General features: G+C 70.4%; 14 protein-coding genes. 9 read left to right on the forward strand and 5 right to left on the reverse strand.

Going from position 1 to position 13,528, the window contains the following annotated elements:
* Positions 1-109: 109 nt before the first annotated feature.
* From ACEN9J_RS32595 to ACEN9J_RS32610, 4 genes are all read right to left on the reverse strand, one after another.
* Complete coding sequence (locus tag ACEN9J_RS32595) at positions 110-1,033, reverse strand: LysR family transcriptional regulator (protein WP_057591888.1); 924 nt, start codon at positions 1,031-1,033, stop codon at positions 110-112.
* Between the two features lie 94 nt (positions 1,034-1,127).
* Positions 1,128-1,814, reverse strand: coding sequence for a type II secretion system protein J (locus ACEN9J_RS32600; protein ID WP_296735717.1), 687 nt, complete (start codon positions 1,812-1,814; stop codon positions 1,128-1,130).
* On the reverse strand, positions 1,811-2,182 hold the full coding sequence (gene gspI, locus ACEN9J_RS32605; RefSeq protein WP_057591890.1) for a type II secretion system minor pseudopilin GspI: 372 nt from the start codon (positions 2,180-2,182) through the stop codon (positions 1,811-1,813). Before gspI ends, ACEN9J_RS32600 begins: the two co-directional genes overlap by 4 nt.
* 9 nt (positions 2,183-2,191) lie before the next feature.
* The gene (locus tag ACEN9J_RS32610) at positions 2,192-2,677 is read right to left on the reverse strand and encodes a prepilin-type N-terminal cleavage/methylation domain-containing protein (RefSeq protein WP_296735720.1); all 486 of its coding nucleotides are present in this window, start codon (positions 2,675-2,677) and stop codon (positions 2,192-2,194) included.
* Between the two features lie 176 nt (positions 2,678-2,853).
* Here ACEN9J_RS32610 and ACEN9J_RS32615 point away from each other — a divergent pair, with 176 nt between their 5' ends.
* The 6 genes from ACEN9J_RS32615 (at position 2,854) to gspM (ending at position 7,740) form a co-directional block, all read left to right on the forward strand.
* On the forward strand, positions 2,854-3,303 hold the full coding sequence (locus ACEN9J_RS32615; RefSeq protein WP_296735721.1) for a hypothetical protein: 450 nt from the start codon (positions 2,854-2,856) through the stop codon (positions 3,301-3,303).
* Positions 3,304-3,571: 268 nt separating this feature from the next.
* Positions 3,572-4,258, forward strand: coding sequence for a transposase (locus ACEN9J_RS32620; RefSeq protein WP_296735723.1), 687 nt, complete (start codon positions 3,572-3,574; stop codon positions 4,256-4,258).
* 204 nt (positions 4,259-4,462) lie between these two features.
* Positions 4,463-4,915 carry a type II secretion system major pseudopilin GspG gene (gene gspG / locus ACEN9J_RS32625; RefSeq protein WP_413765335.1) on the forward strand — a complete coding sequence of 151 codons (453 nt, stop codon included), beginning with the start codon at positions 4,463-4,465 and terminating at the stop codon, positions 4,913-4,915.
* Positions 4,916-4,998: 83 nt separating this feature from the next.
* Positions 4,999-5,949 carry a type II secretion system minor pseudopilin GspK gene (gene gspK, locus ACEN9J_RS32630; RefSeq protein ID WP_057591895.1) on the forward strand — a complete coding sequence of 317 codons (951 nt, stop codon included), beginning with the start codon at positions 4,999-5,001 and terminating at the stop codon, positions 5,947-5,949.
* 1 nt (position 5,950) lies between these two features.
* Positions 5,951-7,156: a type II secretion system protein GspL gene (gene gspL, locus ACEN9J_RS32635; protein ID WP_413765336.1), complete on the forward strand. Its 1,206-nt coding sequence runs from the start codon at positions 5,951-5,953 to the stop codon at positions 7,154-7,156.
* Positions 7,153-7,740, forward strand: coding sequence for a type II secretion system protein GspM (gene gspM, locus ACEN9J_RS32640; protein WP_296735727.1), 588 nt, complete (start codon positions 7,153-7,155; stop codon positions 7,738-7,740). The genes gspL and gspM overlap by 4 nt, the downstream gene beginning before the upstream one ends.
* A gap of 109 nt (positions 7,741-7,849) precedes the next feature.
* On the opposite strand, the gene ACEN9J_RS32645 is transcribed toward gspM, so the two are convergent.
* On the reverse strand, positions 7,850-8,065 hold the full coding sequence (locus ACEN9J_RS32645) for a hypothetical protein (RefSeq protein ID WP_057591898.1): 216 nt from the start codon (positions 8,063-8,065) through the stop codon (positions 7,850-7,852).
* On the opposite strand from ACEN9J_RS32645, the gene gspD reads away from it, so the two are divergent.
* From gspD to gspF, 3 genes are read left to right on the forward strand one after another with little or no spacing between them, the layout of a single operon-like run.
* Positions 8,043-10,499 carry a type II secretion system secretin GspD gene (gene gspD, locus ACEN9J_RS32650; RefSeq protein ID WP_296735729.1) on the forward strand — a complete coding sequence of 819 codons (2,457 nt, stop codon included), beginning with the start codon at positions 8,043-8,045 and terminating at the stop codon, positions 10,497-10,499. The genes ACEN9J_RS32645 and gspD overlap by 23 nt on opposite strands.
* 10 nt (positions 10,500-10,509) lie before the next feature.
* A complete protein-coding gene (gspE, locus tag ACEN9J_RS32655) occupies positions 10,510-11,958 on the forward strand; it encodes a type II secretion system ATPase GspE (RefSeq protein WP_413765337.1) in 1,449 nt (482 codons plus the stop codon).
* 9 nt (positions 11,959-11,967) lie between these two features.
* Complete coding sequence (gspF, locus tag ACEN9J_RS32660; RefSeq protein WP_296735733.1) at positions 11,968-13,170, forward strand: type II secretion system inner membrane protein GspF; 1,203 nt, start codon at positions 11,968-11,970, stop codon at positions 13,168-13,170.
* The last annotated feature ends 358 nt before the right edge of the window (positions 13,171-13,528 follow it).

The following is a 13,528-nucleotide window of genomic DNA, read 5'->3' on the forward strand; positions in this document are numbered from 1 at the left end:
GGTGGGCGGTGGCGGCAGCGGACGGCGCAAGATTAGGGACGCGCGCGGCGCGGGTCCAAGTGAATTTTCTGACCGCCCTCATAACGAAGCGGCATCGGTCGGCCCCGCCTCAGGACAGCTGCGCGTGCGGCCACTTGCCTTCGCGCACGTGCCGCTCGATCACCATGCGCAGCACGCCCATCACGCCTTCGGTGGCGCGCGACGCGGGCCGGTCCGCGGCGCGCGCCAGCACGCGATGCAGGAACAGGCCCTCGATGGGAACGGCGCGCAGCCGCGATGCCGCCAGGTCCTCCTGGACCGCCGCCGCGAAGTGGGCCGTGAGCCCGACGCCGTCGAGCACGAGGCGGCGCGCCACCTCGGCGGTCTCGACCTCGACCACGCGATGAAGTTCGAGCTTGGCGCGCGCGGCGGCTGCCTCGAGTTCGAGCCGCACACCCGACTTGACGAGCCCGGTCATGATCAGCGGCACGCCGGCCAGATCGCGCATCTTGACTTTCGGCTTGCGCAGGCGCTGGTCGTCGGGCAGGCCGATCAGGCAGATCTGTTCCTTGAGCAGCGGCATGCTGCTGAGGTTCGATCGCTCGACGGGCTCGATCAGCAGCGCGATGTCGACCTCGCCCTGCGCCAGCATGGTCTGCAGCGAAGGCGCGAAGCCCTCGATGAAGCGCAGCCTCACCTCGGGAAGGTACTGGAGCACCGCCTTGGTCAGCAGCACCGTGAGCTGCTGCGCGAGACCGGGCGAGAGTCCGATGGCGACCGGCCCGCGAGGCTCCCGCTGCCGGGCCAGCAGGTCGGACTTGATCTGGTCGACGTAGCGCAGCAGGAACAGCGCCCTCTCGAGCAGCAGCCGTGCCTCGTCGGTCGGCGCCGCGCCGCGCGCGTGGCGCTCGAACAGCTGGACGCCCAGTTCCTCCTCGAGCAGCCGGATCTGCCGGCTCAGCGCCGGCTGCGTCACGTGCAGGATGCCCGCCGCCTTGCCGTAGTGCTGCTGGGTCGCGAGCGCGACGAAATAGCGGAGTTGCCTGAGGTCCATCGCGCTATCGTAGCCAGCGGGCGGCGGTGCCGGCGCTGTCGAAGGTGCCGCGGCTGGGCGGCGAAGCGCCAGGTCCGCGGCCTCGAAGCGGGGCTCAATCGAGCGCGACCACCTGCCGGTAATGCAGCACCGGGCCGCCATTGCGCCGCGCGCCCAGCACGATCTCGAGGCCGGAAGCCGGCGAACGTGCCTGCACCGCCGCGGGCAGGGCTCGCCATCCCTGCCCGGGCTCCCAGGCCCGCAGCTCGAACGAGACCAGGCCCTGGAGCACCGCGACGCGGTCCGCGGCCTCGGGCCCGGGGAGCGGGTACGCCGCGGCGGCCGCGCCCACGGCGCGGTACAGCGTGCCCGACTGCAGCCACCACTGCACGCGCTGCCAGCGCCCGGGCGCCGCCGGAGCCGCGCGCACGAACTCGATCAGCAGCGATCCCTGGTCCGGGCGGCGCGCCTCCATGCCCGGCGGCAGCAGCCGGACCACGGCCTGCGGCCTGCCGTCCGCCGTCGACGGCGCGCCGTCCCGGGCCTGCGCCTCCATGCCGGAAGCCGGCAACTCGATCGTGGTGCGCCACGCGAGGTCGCGCTGAAGCTGCTGCAGCGTGCGCATCAGCTGCGCCGTGTCCTCGCTGCGCTCCTGCAGTTGCACGTTGGCGCGGCTCATGCTGTCGAGGCCTCGCCAGGCGATCAGGCTGAGCACCGCCATGATCACGATCGCGATCATGACCTCGATCAGGGTGAAGCCCGCGACGGCATCCCGCGGTGCGGAGCGTTTGCTGCTTCTCATCGCCGCCGCTCCGGCAGGCTGGACTGCAGGCTGGCCAGCCGCCGGTCGCTGTCGATGCCGGGATAGACGTCGACCGAGACGGCACGCGTGCCATCGCCGAGCGGCGGCCCGATCCGCACGCGGCAGACGAAGGGCTTGCCGGCTTGCGGGCAGGCCACCTGCCGCAGCCCGGCCGAAGGGAGCGAGCTGATCTGCAGCTCGGCCAGGCTGTTCTGCGCCGAGAGCATCGCGAGCGAGCGCCGCTCGACCTCGCCGAGGTTGGTGGCGGTCTGGCTCGTGAGCCGCACGAAGGCCGCGAGCGCGATGCTGATGATGGCGAGCGCGACCAGCACCTCGATCAGCGTGAAACCGGAGTCATCGCGATGCATGGCCGCGCCTCATTGCACCCGGAACGCGCCGGTGGCGTCGCGCACGATGGTCGCCGTGTAGGCACCGCTGCGCAGCTTGAGCGAGAGCGGGGCGCCGACCCATTCGGAGGTCAGCAGCAACGGCGATGCGGGCGTCACCTCGACCATGCCCGCGCGCCATCGGCGGGGACGCAGTGCCTCGTCGCGCGCGAAGCGATCGAGCTCGCCCGCGGTCGAGACCATGGGAACGACGCTGCCGGGCGCGTTCGTCCAGGTGCCGCGCACGAACTGGTAGCCATCGCCGCGTGCCTCCCAGGCCACCACCCGCCCATCGGCGCGCACCTCGTGCTGCGCCGTGCTCAGGCGCAGCGCGAGTTCGCGCGCGTCGAGCTTCAGCGGTTCGGCCGGATCGGGCGCCGCGCTGAGCGAGATCGCGGCCGTCGCGATGCCGATGATGACCATCACGATCATCACCTCGATCAGGGAGAGGCCGCGCTGGCGGAAGGAAGTACTCATGGGGCGATCCGTCGTGGCATGGAAGACGGCAACTCCTCTGCGGTGAGCGCGCCATCCTAGGCATCGAATGTGGCGTTGACATGAATCTCCAACATGCCTCTGTTATCACTGGCTCTCTTTCCGGGAGCGCGCGGCACGCGGTCTTCCGGCACACGAATTCGCAAGGGAGCCGCGGGATGCACGCACGATGGAAATGGTCGATCCCCGTACCGCCGGCGAGCGCGATGCACGCGGCAGGACTGGCCGCGGTCGTCGCGGCCGCCGGCTTCTGGGGCTACAGGCTGCAGCAACTGCGTCCCGCCGCCGCACCGGTCGAGAAAGCGGCCACGGTGCTTCCGACGGACCCCGCCACGCAGGTCGTGGCGGCCTGGCTCGGCCCGGGCCAGGTGCGCGTCGATGTCAACGTGATCGGCCTCATGTACCGGCGTGAGCGCGCGGTGGCCGTGCTCGCGATCAACGGCGCGCCGCCCCGGGCTTTCGTCGCGGGCGAGACGCTGCTGCGCAACGTGATCCTCGCGTCGATCGCATCCGATGCGGTCACGATCAGCCACGACGGTGTGCTGTCCCGCTTCGCCGCGCCGACGCTGCCCGAGCGCGGACCACCGGGCATCGTTCGAAAGCCTTGAGCGCGCGCGGACGGCGTTCGCGCCAGACACGCACATCGACGATGCACGAACTTTCGCATTGCATCGCGATGCTTTCGCGCGAGGACGCGGCAGCGTTGTGGCGCATGTCACGCCTCGACGGAACACGAGCGTCACGGAACGAAAGGCATTCGAGACTTCGGCTGCGGGTTTGCGGGCCGAAACTCGTCTAGAAGGTTGTGGCCTGTGCCGTGGCCGGAGCGCGCGCGGCGCGTGGCGCGTCCACGTGCGAGGCGGATGGAGGACATGAATGAAGAAAGACAAACCCAGATCCAACGACGCGCTTGATTCGGTCAAGAGCGTCTCGATGCAGACACTGGACAAGGAGCTTTCCAGGCACGTGGAGATCGCCAGGAGGAATCCGGTTCCCATCGACCGCTATGGCGTGCCCTGGGTCTGGATCGTGTCGCATCCGCTGTGGATGGAGGTCGACTACCTGAAGTCCTTCGTTCCCGAGAACCATCCGCTCGTGGCGCTGAAGGAAGTGGTCGACAGCATCCTGGCCTACGAAGGCGTGCTGATGAACGAGATCACGCTGCAGTGCCGAAGCGGCATGGACGCGCGCATGATCACGCGCGCATGGCTGCTGCAGATCGCCTACTCGCTGGCCGATCCGAAGGGCGTGTGCGAGGGGCTGCGCTACAACATGCTGTGGCGCTGGTTCGTGGGCTACATGCTGCGCTCGGAGCCGCTGCCCGAGCTTCAGGCCTTTGCCCACGACATCAACATCGCAAGCGCGCATCCGCGCGTGATCGACATCGTGCACCGCTGCCTGACCAGCGATGCCCTGCTGAGCACGGACACGGAGGAATTCAAGATCAACCGGGGCCTGCTGCACGCGCTGATGGCGCACCGCGACGACGCGCCGCGGCTGCCGCCGGCCAGCCTGCGGGAGCGTGCGCCGCGCGAGCGCGACGAACGCACGCTGAGCGGCTGAAGCGGATCGCGCGGGCGATCGAGACGGCCTTCGGCAGATGACAGATTCGTGATCGATGCTCGGGTGGATTCCGCATGCAGCGCGCCGGAACGCCGCGCACCGGCCAGCGCCGACGCGAATCCTCCCGAACTTGCACCATCAAGCTGACACGCAGGCTTGCGATCATTTCCAGCCTTACCCGGCACTGATTTTGGAGAGAGCAACATGGCTTCAGGGAACCTCGCACAGAAGCACCCGAGGCCGTGGCAGCAGCAGGCGTTCACGCTGATCGAGCTGATGGTGGTGCTGGTCATCATGGGCGTGCTGGCCGCGCTGATCGTGCCCAACCTGATGGCGCGCCCGGACCAGGCGCGGGCCACGGCGGCCCGGCAGGACGTCGGCTCGATCATGCAGGCGCTCAAGCTCTACCGGCTCGACAACGGCGAATATCCGTCCGCCAGCCAGGGGCTGCGCGCGCTGGTGAAGAAGCCCACCGCCGGCAAGATCCCCTCGAACTGGCGCAACTACCTCGAGCGGCTTCCGAACGACCCCTGGGGCAAGCCGTACCAGTACCTCAACCCCGGCACCAACGGCGAGATCGACGTGTTCTCGCTCGGAGCGGACGGCGAGCCCGGCGGAGAGAAGGCCAACGCGGACATCGGCTCCTGGCAGCTCTAGGCGCGGCCATGCGTGCTCCCGCGATGCGCCCTTCGGGCGCGAAGAGACCTTGCCGCGCCGAACCGCGCCATCCCGCGAAGGGGATGGCCGTCGTCAGCGTGCTGCTGGTGGTGGCCGTGATCGCGGTGCTTGCCGCGGCGCTGCTCGGCAGGCAGAGCGCGGTCATCCGGGCCGCGCAGACGGAGCAGACCCGCGCGCAGGCGTCATGGCTGCTGCGCAGCGAAATCTCCCGCGCGCAACGCGTGCTGCGCATGGAGGCCCAGCGCGATCCCGCCACGCGGCCCGACGGCCTCTGGAGCCGGCCGGTGAACGGGGAGGACCTCGGCGAACTCGAAGGCGCGCCGGCGCTGGTGTTCACCGAGATCGCCGACGAGCAGGCCAAGTTCAACCTGCGCAATCTCATGGACGCCGGCCGGATCGACATCGCCGAGAGCACGGCTTTCCTGCGGTTGTGCGCGCTGGCCGGCGTGTCGCCGGAGCAGGCGGGCCGCGTCGCCCGGCGCGTGATCTTCAGCCTGGTCGAAGCACAGCCGCCCACGAACCACGCACCCGAGGACGCTGCCGCGGCGCAGAGCCTCGCGCAACGGCTCGGGATCGAGAACCTGCCCCTGCGGGAACAGGCGCCGCGCCTGCGCGTGCTCGAGGACCTGCTCGGCACGCCGGGCCTGAGCGCTGACACCGTCGCGCGCCTGAAGCCCTACGTCACGGTGCTGCCGCAACGCACCTGGATCAACATCAACACGGCCACGGCCGAGGTGCTGGCGGCCTGGGTTCCCGGCCTGTCGCTCGATCGTGCCCGGGCCCTGGTGCGCACGCGCGACGAGGGCCAGTGGTTCATCAACCGCGCGGACTTCGCGAACAGGCTGCAGATGCCGGAGTTCGCCGGCCGCCGCCTGCGCGTGGGCATCTCCAGCTATTGGTTCCGCGTGTCGAGCGCGCTGCGGGTGCCGCGCACCACGTTGCTGATGCAGGCGCTCGTGCACGACGACAAGGAGAGCCTCCCGCGCGTGGTGTGGCTGAGGGAAGGGGCATGAGATGAGGCGCGTCGATACCCTTCGGCTGATGCTGCCGCGCGCACGGGACCTCGAGTCCTCGCCCTTGCGATGCGCCTGGCGATCGGGCGAGGGTGCCTGGCAGGCCGAGCTGCTCGACGGCCTGCCGGCGGTGGCCCGCCGCTTCCAGCCCAGGCATGTCGAGGCCTGCCTGCATCCGGCCGATGTCTCGATGGCGCAGGTCGAGCTACCGCCGCTCGCGCCCAGGCGCCAGCGCATCGCGGTGCTCGGGGCCATCGAGTTGCTGGCGCTGGGCCCGGCGAGCGATCTCGCGGTGGGCTTCGGGGCGCGCAATGCCGAGGGGCGGGTGCCGGTGGCCTGGATGGGCGCCCATGTCCTCGCGCGGCTCGTGCAGGCGCTGAAGGACCATGGCGTGGTCGTGAATGCGGTACTGCCTCCTCCCGCGTTCCTGCCAGCCCCCGAGGACGGGCTCGACGACGCGGTCGCCGCAACGATCGTCGACGATTGGGTGATCGCGCGCACGGGCGTGGAAGAGGGCATCGCCCGTCCGCTTCCGCAGGGCCGCGTCGACGCTGCGCAGATCGAGGCCAGAGTGACGCCGCATCTTCCCGAAGCGCGGCCGCTGCGTCTGCTGGCGGCCGATACGCCCGCGGAAGATGGGCAGTCGATGGGCGGCAGCGGATGGCGCTGGTCATTGCCCGTGGGCCATGCGGCGCAGGCCGGCACTCGACGCCCCTGGCTGCTTCCGCTCGCCGGCTGGACCGCGGCGGCCCTCGCGGTCTGGCTCGTGGGCCTCAACCTCTACGCCGCGCGGATCGCCGCGCAGGGCCAGACGCTGACGCGGCAGATGGCGGCCCAGGTCAAGGCGGCCTATCCCGAAGTGCCGGTCATCCTCAACCCGCTGCAGCAGGCACGCCAGTTGCGCGATGCGCGACGCGCCGGAGCGGCCGCGGGCAGCCCCGAGGCGGGAAGCTTCGCCGCGCTGATGCCGGCTTCCACCGGCCTGCTGACACAGGCGAAGGGCCAGGTGCAGCGCCTGGAATTCCGCGACGACCGGCTCGAGGTCCGATGGCGTGACGGCGCCGCGCCGAGCGCGGACGAGATGAAGTCGCTGCAGGACAGGGCGCTGCAACATGGCCTTGCGCTGGCGGCCGAGCCGGGCGGCCTGCGCATCCAGGCGGGCGCGGTCGAGCCGCGCGCCGCCAGCGCGGCGGGGGCATCGAGATGAACGCGCGTTGGACCGCGGTGCGGACGGCATGGCGCCCCTGGCTCGCAAGACCCCGGGCCCTGCTGCTGCCGCTCGTGGCGCGTGCCCAAGGCCTCTGGCAGGGGTTCTCGCCGCGCGAACGCCTGCAGGTCGCGGCGATGGTGGCCGTCGTGCTGGCGGCGCTCGTCTGGCTGGCGTTCACGAAGCCCGCGCTCGACACGCTCGCGCACTGGGACGAGGCATTGCCCAAGCTGCGCTCGCAGGCCGCGGCGTTGAAGGAGGTGCTGGCCGACACGAACGCGAGCGCGGTGCCTGGCGACTCGTCGCTGGGACCGGCCGAGCGCGTGCGCGCCAGCCTGGAGGCCGCCGGCCTGGCCGGAGCCTACGAATTGCGGGAAGTCGATGCGACCCTGCGGCTGGTATTCACGGGCGGCGATTCGTCGCGCGCGACCGACTGGCTGCTCGGTGCGCCGGCGCCGCTGGGACTGAAGGTGCAGCAGGTCACGCTGCAGCGATCCGACGGCAAGGGGCCGGCGGACGATGGAAACGGGTTCGGCGTCGAGGCGACGCTGATCCCCCAACAGCAATCGGGGAAGGGATCATGATGCATGCCCACGCGTGGCGGATCGGGAGGCGCTGCACGCTGGTGTGCTGCCTGGCGGCGGCTGGATGCGCGACGACCGCGCCCGACGAATCGTTGTTCCGCGAGGGCACCTATGTTCCGAGCGCGGCAAGCACCGCCGCCGCGAGCGCGGTACCGGTATCGCCCGCGCCGCCGCCGGTATCGGCCAGGCCTGTTGCGCCGGCCCCCTCCGCCAACACCGGGCGCGCCGCGCGTTCGACCGGCCCCGAGCGGCGCGCACCGGTGCCGGTCATGCCCGCGCGCGGCAGCGACGACAGGGCGACGATGAACTTCGTCGACGCGGACATCCAGTCCGTGATCTCGGCCCTGTCGAAGTTCCTGGGCCGGAATTTCCTCATGGACCCGCGCGTCAAGGGCCAGATCACCCTGGTGTCCGACGGCGAGATTCCGGCCGCCACCGCCTACGACATGCTGAACTCGGCCCTGCGCATGCGGGGCTTCACCATCGTGGACGTGGGCAAGGTGAGCCGCGTGGTGCCGGTCGCCGACGCCAAGCTGCAGGGCGGCGCCGTCAACGCGAGCGCGCCGGGCGGCGGCATCGCGACCCGCACCTTCAGGCTGGCCTACGAGAACGCCGAGGCGCTGATCCCCGTGCTCAAGCCGATGATCGCGCCCGAGAACAGCATCACCGCCTATCCGGCGAACAACACGCTGGTCATCACCGACTACGTCGACAACCTGGAGCGCATCGCGCGCATCGTCGAGAGCATCGACACGCCGACCTCGCTCGACACCGACGTGGTCAAGGTCCGCAACGGCGTGGCCGTGGACATCGCGGCGCTGGCCAACGAGCTGCTGCAGGGCGGCAGCGGCGAGGGAAAGCGCGACATCGTGGTGCTGGCCGACCCGCGCTCCAACAGCGTGATCATCCGTTCGAGCAGCCCCGCGCGTACCTCGCTCGCGCGCGACCTGGTCGCCAAGCTCGACAACGCGCAGGACGATCCGGGCAACCTTCACGTGGTGTATCTGCGCAATGCGCGCGCGAGCTATCTCTCGGGCGTGCTGCGCGGGCTGCTCACCGGCGACTCGGGCGGCACGGCACTGGGCAGCGGCGGCGACAACGTGCGCGCCACGCTCGGCGCGGGCGGCATGGTGGGCGGTGCCGGGACCGGCACGGACGCGGCGAACCGCACGGGCGCCGGCGGTTCCGGCACCAATGGCGGCACCGGCGCCGGCGGCAGTGGGAGCCGCAGCGGCGGCAGCACCCGCTTCGGCGCGGCCGGCGGTGGCGCCGCCGGTGGATCGCAGCAGGGCAACGCGGGCGCCGGCACCACCGGCACCGCGTTCTCGGCCAACGGCGTGACCGTGCAGGCCGATGCCACCACCAACGCACTCATCATTGCCGCGCCCGAGCCCATGTACCGCAGCATCCGGCGCGTCATCGACTCGCTGGACCAGCGGCGCGCGCAGGTGCTGGTCGAGAGCCTGATCGTGGAGGTGACCGAACAGGATGCGGCGCAACTCGGCATCCAGTGGATGCGCAACAACGGCCGCTTCCTCGGCGGCACCAACCTGGGCGGCGGCGCGGCGCTCAACAACAGCGCGACCAACACCATCGACCGGCTGCCGCAGGGCATCAGCCTGGGCATCGTCGACGGCACCGTGAAGCTGCCTGGCGGGGCCGAGATCCTGAACCTCCAGTTGCTGGCGCGCGCGCTGCAGACCAAGGGCGGCGCCAACATCCTCTCGACGCCGAACATCATGACGCTCGACAACGAGGCGGCCTCGATCATCGTGGGCAAGACCGTGCCCTTCGTCAGCGGCCAGTACATCACGCCCGGCGGCGGCGGCTCGGACAACCCGTTCCAGACCGTGACGCGCGAGGACATCGGGCTGCAGCTCAAGATCCGGCCGCAGATCTCCGAGGGCGGCACGGTCAAGCTCGACATCTACCAGGAGGTCTCGAGCATCGACGACCAGAACTCCGGCATCGCGGGCGTGGTCACCAACAAGCGGGCGCTGGACACCAGCGTGCTGCTCGACGACGGCCAGATCATGGTGCTCGGCGGCCTGCTGGAAGACAGCGTCAACACCACGGTCGAATCGGTGCCGGGCATCGGGGGCATTCCGGTCCTCGGCAACCTGTTCCGCTACGACAAGCGGCAGCGCGCGAAGACCAACCTGATGATCTTCCTGCGGCCCTATGTCATCCGCGACGCCAACGCCGGGCGCGGCCTCACCCAGGACCGCTACAACTTCATGCGCACCCAGCAGAGCCGGGTGCAGCCCGGCAAGCACCTGGTGCTGCCCGACATGGCGGCCTCGATCCTGCCGCCGAGCGACCTGCCGGTGGCCGGGCGGTCGCCCAAGCTGGACCTTCGCCCCGAGCAATGGGACAAGACCCGCGAGCTGCCCGCGCCCGCCACGCAGAGCAGCAGCGAAGTCCGTCAGCGCCCCGCGCAAGGCGAGTCGAACGAGCCCGAGATGCGCTCCCAGCTCCCGTCGAACGTCGGCGTGACCAGCGACCCGTCCGTGCTCTACGCCAGCTCCGAGAGCAACAAGAGCGTGCTGCAGATCGCCGACGTGCCGAGGCAGGACGATGCCGTGCAGGTCGCGCGGCGGGTGCGCATCAGCGGCCTGCCGGCGTACATCGTCGTCGGCCCAGGCGGCATCGGCTACGCGGTGCGCGTGGACCTGCCGCGCGACGCGCGCTCGGTCGATACCGCCACCGGCGTGCTGCGCGAACTCGGCTACCGGCCGGAGATCGTGGTGGCGCCATGAGGACATGCCGATGAGCGCCGTGCCGCAACCCACGCCGCTGCTGCCGCACACCTGGGCCCGGGCCCAGCGCATCGTCGCGTGCCGCCAGGGCGACGTGGCGGAGATCGTCTTCAGCGTTCGCACGCCGGGCTGGGCGCTGGCCGAGGCGCAGCGGCAGACGGCCATCGAGGCGCGGCGCGAGGTCCCGGACGAGGAGATCGACGCGCTGCTGTCCGCGGGCTATGCCGAGACGGGCAGTGCCGCGGCCGTGGTGGGCGCGGCCGAGTCGGAAGTCGATCTCGAGCGGCTCATGCAGTCCATGCCCGCCGTCACCGACCTGCTCGATGCGCAGGACGACGCGCCGGTGATCCGGATGATCAACGCGCTGCTGGCGCAGGCGGCGCGCGACGGCGCGAGCGACGTGCATTTCGAGGCCTTCGAGACGCACTCCGTGGTGCGCTACCGCGTCGACGGCACCTTGCGCGACGTGGTCTCGCCGCGCAAGGAGCTGCATGTCGCGCTGATCTCTCGCATCAAGATCATGTCGCAGCTCGACATCGCGGAGAAGCGTATCCCGCAGGACGGCCGCATCACCCTGCGTGTCGGTGGCCGGCCGATCGACGTGCGGGTCTCCACCGTGCCGACCGTGCACGGCGAGCGCGCGGTCCTGCGGCTGCTGGAGAAGGATGCGGGCCGCCTGCAATTGCAGCGGCTGGGCCTCGCTCCGGACACGCTCGAGACGCTGACGAAGCTGATCCGCCAGCCGCACGGCATCGTGCTCGTGACCGGCCCCACCGGCAGCGGCAAGACCACCACGCTCTACGCGGCACTGGGCCAGCTCGACAAGAGCGTGAGCAACATCCTCTCGGTGGAGGACCCGGTCGAGTACGACCTGCCGGGCGTCAACCAGATTCCGGTGCACAGCAAGATCGGCATGACCTTCGGGGCAGCCTTGCGCGCCGCGCTGCGCCAGGACCCCGACAACATCATGATCGGCGAGATCCGCGACCTCGAGACCGCGCAGATCGCGGTGCAGTCCTCCCTCACCGGGCACGGCGTGCTGGCCTCGCTGCATACCAACGATGCGATCTCGGCCGTCACGCGCCTGACCGACATGGGCATCGAGCCCTTCCTGCTGTCCTCGTCGCTGCTGGGCGTGCTGGCGCAGCGGCTCATCCGCTGCCTGTGCCCGCAGTGCAAGCGCGCCGAGGCGCAGCCCGACGGCAGCGTGCGCTGGGTGCCCGTGGGCTGCGCCCACTGCAATCAATCGGGCTTCAAGGGACGCACGGGCATCCACGAGCTGTTCGTCATCGACGACGAGGTGCGCCGGATCATCCACGACGGCGGCAACGAGCATGCGATGCGCGAGCTCGCTCGCCGCAGTGGCATGCGCACCATGCGCGAGGACGGCCAGCGCTGGGTGGCGGCGGGCGTCAGCACCGCCGACGAGATCCTGCGCGTCACGCGCGAGGACGGTTAGGGCAGGGCGATGCCGCGCTTCCAGTTCGAGGCTGCCAACCAGGCCGGCCAGGTTCAATCCGGCGCGATGGATGCTGAGTCCGTGCGCGCGGTCCGGCTCCAGTTGCGCGACCGTGGCCTGACCGCGCTCGAGGTCCGGGAGACGAGGTCTGGCAGCGGCCAATCCTGGTTCAGCCCGAAACTCGGCGCGGCCGATCTCTGCTGGGCCACGCGCGAACTCGCGAGCCTGCTGAGCGCGCGCCTGCCGCTGGAATCGGCCTTGATGGCCACCATCGAGCAGGCGGAACACAAGGTGGTGGCCGAGTCGCTGACCGTCGTCTGCAACCACGTGCGCGGCGGCATGCGGCTGGCCGATGCGCTGGGCGAGCGGCCGCGCGACTTTCCCGCGATCTACCGCGCGCTGGTGAGCGCCGGCGAGGACTCGGGCGACCTGGCGCGCGTGATGGAACGGCTCGCGGACTACCTCGAGAGCCGCGACAACCTGCAGAGCAAGATGCTCACGGCCTTCATCTATCCGGCGGTCGTGGCCTTCGTCTCGGTGTGCATCGTGATCTTCCTGCTCGGCTACGTGGTGCCGCAGGTGGTCAGCGCCTTCTCGCAGGCGCGGCAGGAACTGCCGATGCTCACGCAGGTGATGCTGGGCGCCAGCGCCTTCGTGCGCGAATGGGGTGTGCTCACCGGCCTCGCGGTGGGGGGCGCGGTCGGATTCTTTCGCTGGCGCCTGCGCGACGATGCGTTCCGGCTGCGCTGGCATGACGTGCTGCTGCGCACCCCCATGCTCGGCAAGTACGTACTGGGCGTCAACACGGCGCGCTTCGCTTCCACCTTGGCCATCCTGATGGATGCGGGCGTGCCCTTGCTGCGTTCGCTCGATGCCGCGCGGCAGACCATGGGCAACGAGCGGCTCAAGGCCTGCGCGGCCGACACCACCGCGCGCGTGAGGGAAGGGGCGCCGCTCGCCGCCGCGCTCAAGGTGCAGAAGGTCTTCCCTTCGAACCTGATCCACCTGGTCGCCAGCGGCGAGAAGACCGGCGCGCTGGCGCCGATGCTCGATCGCGCCGCGGCCAATCTTTCGCGCGACCTCGAGCGTCGCGCCACGCGCCTGACCGCCTTGCTCGAGCCCCTGATGATCCTCGGCATGGGCGGCGTGGTGATGCTGATCGTGCTGGCGGTGTTGCTGCCGATCATGGAGATCAATCAGATGGTGCAGTGAGCGTCGATTCGAGGATTCCTTCGAGTCGATGGGCGCTGCATTGCAATGTCGGAATTGCTTCCGTCCCCTCCAATTCGCGCAGGAGCGATCGCCGATATCGCACCGCATCGGACCGAACTCGGGTGCGCTTCGCGAATGTTCGGGAACACCGCGCTCCCGGCGAGGGCAGCAGGCCTATCGCAAGCCAGGTGCCATGCAGTTACGAAGGTGTCGTTCAGGCCGGGAATCGCGCGCGAAATCAACGGCTTGCGCGTGTCCCGGGCGCTCGCTTCGAGCGTCGGCGCACCGATCTTTCGCGATCCGTGTCCGACCCGGCCATCGGAACACCGGGGTGCTTTCTCGCCCGTGTTCCGGACTT

The sequence above is a fragment of the Variovorax sp. Varisp41 genome, from assembly GCF_047325085.1.
Lineage (GTDB): Bacteria > Pseudomonadota > Gammaproteobacteria > Burkholderiales > Burkholderiaceae_C > Variovorax.

What these genes read in the sequence shown, in the direction of transcription:
- ACEN9J_RS32595 (WP_057591888.1), bottom strand. Translation starts at nt 1,033, where the DNA reads ATGGACCTCAGGCAACTCCGCTATTTCGTCGCGCTCGCGACCCAGCAG.
- gspI (WP_057591890.1), bottom strand. Translation starts at nt 2,182, where the DNA reads ATGCATCGCGATGACTCCGGTTTCACGCTGATCGAGGTGCTGGTCGCG.
- gspE (WP_413765337.1), top strand. Translation starts at nt 10,510, where the DNA reads ATGAGCGCCGTGCCGCAACCCACGCCGCTGCTGCCGCACACCTGGGCC.
- gspD (WP_296735729.1), top strand. Translation starts at nt 8,043, where the DNA reads ATGAACTTCGTCGACGCGGACATCCAGTCCGTGATCTCGGCCCTGTCG.
- ACEN9J_RS32615 (WP_296735721.1), top strand. Translation starts at nt 2,854, where the DNA reads ATGCACGCACGATGGAAATGGTCGATCCCCGTACCGCCGGCGAGCGCG.
- gspG (WP_413765335.1), top strand. Translation starts at nt 4,463, where the DNA reads ATGGCTTCAGGGAACCTCGCACAGAAGCACCCGAGGCCGTGGCAGCAG.
- gspF (WP_296735733.1), top strand. Translation starts at nt 11,968, where the DNA reads ATGCCGCGCTTCCAGTTCGAGGCTGCCAACCAGGCCGGCCAGGTTCAA.
- gspM (WP_296735727.1), top strand. Translation starts at nt 7,153, where the DNA reads ATGAACGCGCGTTGGACCGCGGTGCGGACGGCATGGCGCCCCTGGCTC.
- gspL (WP_413765336.1), top strand. Translation starts at nt 5,951, where the DNA reads ATGAGGCGCGTCGATACCCTTCGGCTGATGCTGCCGCGCGCACGGGAC.
- gspK (WP_057591895.1), top strand. Translation starts at nt 4,999, where the DNA reads ATGGCCGTCGTCAGCGTGCTGCTGGTGGTGGCCGTGATCGCGGTGCTT.
- ACEN9J_RS32610 (WP_296735720.1), bottom strand. Translation starts at nt 2,677, where the DNA reads ATGAGTACTTCCTTCCGCCAGCGCGGCCTCTCCCTGATCGAGGTGATG.
- ACEN9J_RS32600 (WP_296735717.1), bottom strand. Translation starts at nt 1,814, where the DNA reads ATGAGAAGCAGCAAACGCTCCGCACCGCGGGATGCCGTCGCGGGCTTC.
- ACEN9J_RS32645 (WP_057591898.1), bottom strand. Translation starts at nt 8,065, where the DNA reads ATGTCCGCGTCGACGAAGTTCATCGTCGCCCTGTCGTCGCTGCCGCGC.
- ACEN9J_RS32620 (WP_296735723.1), top strand. Translation starts at nt 3,572, where the DNA reads ATGAAGAAAGACAAACCCAGATCCAACGACGCGCTTGATTCGGTCAAG.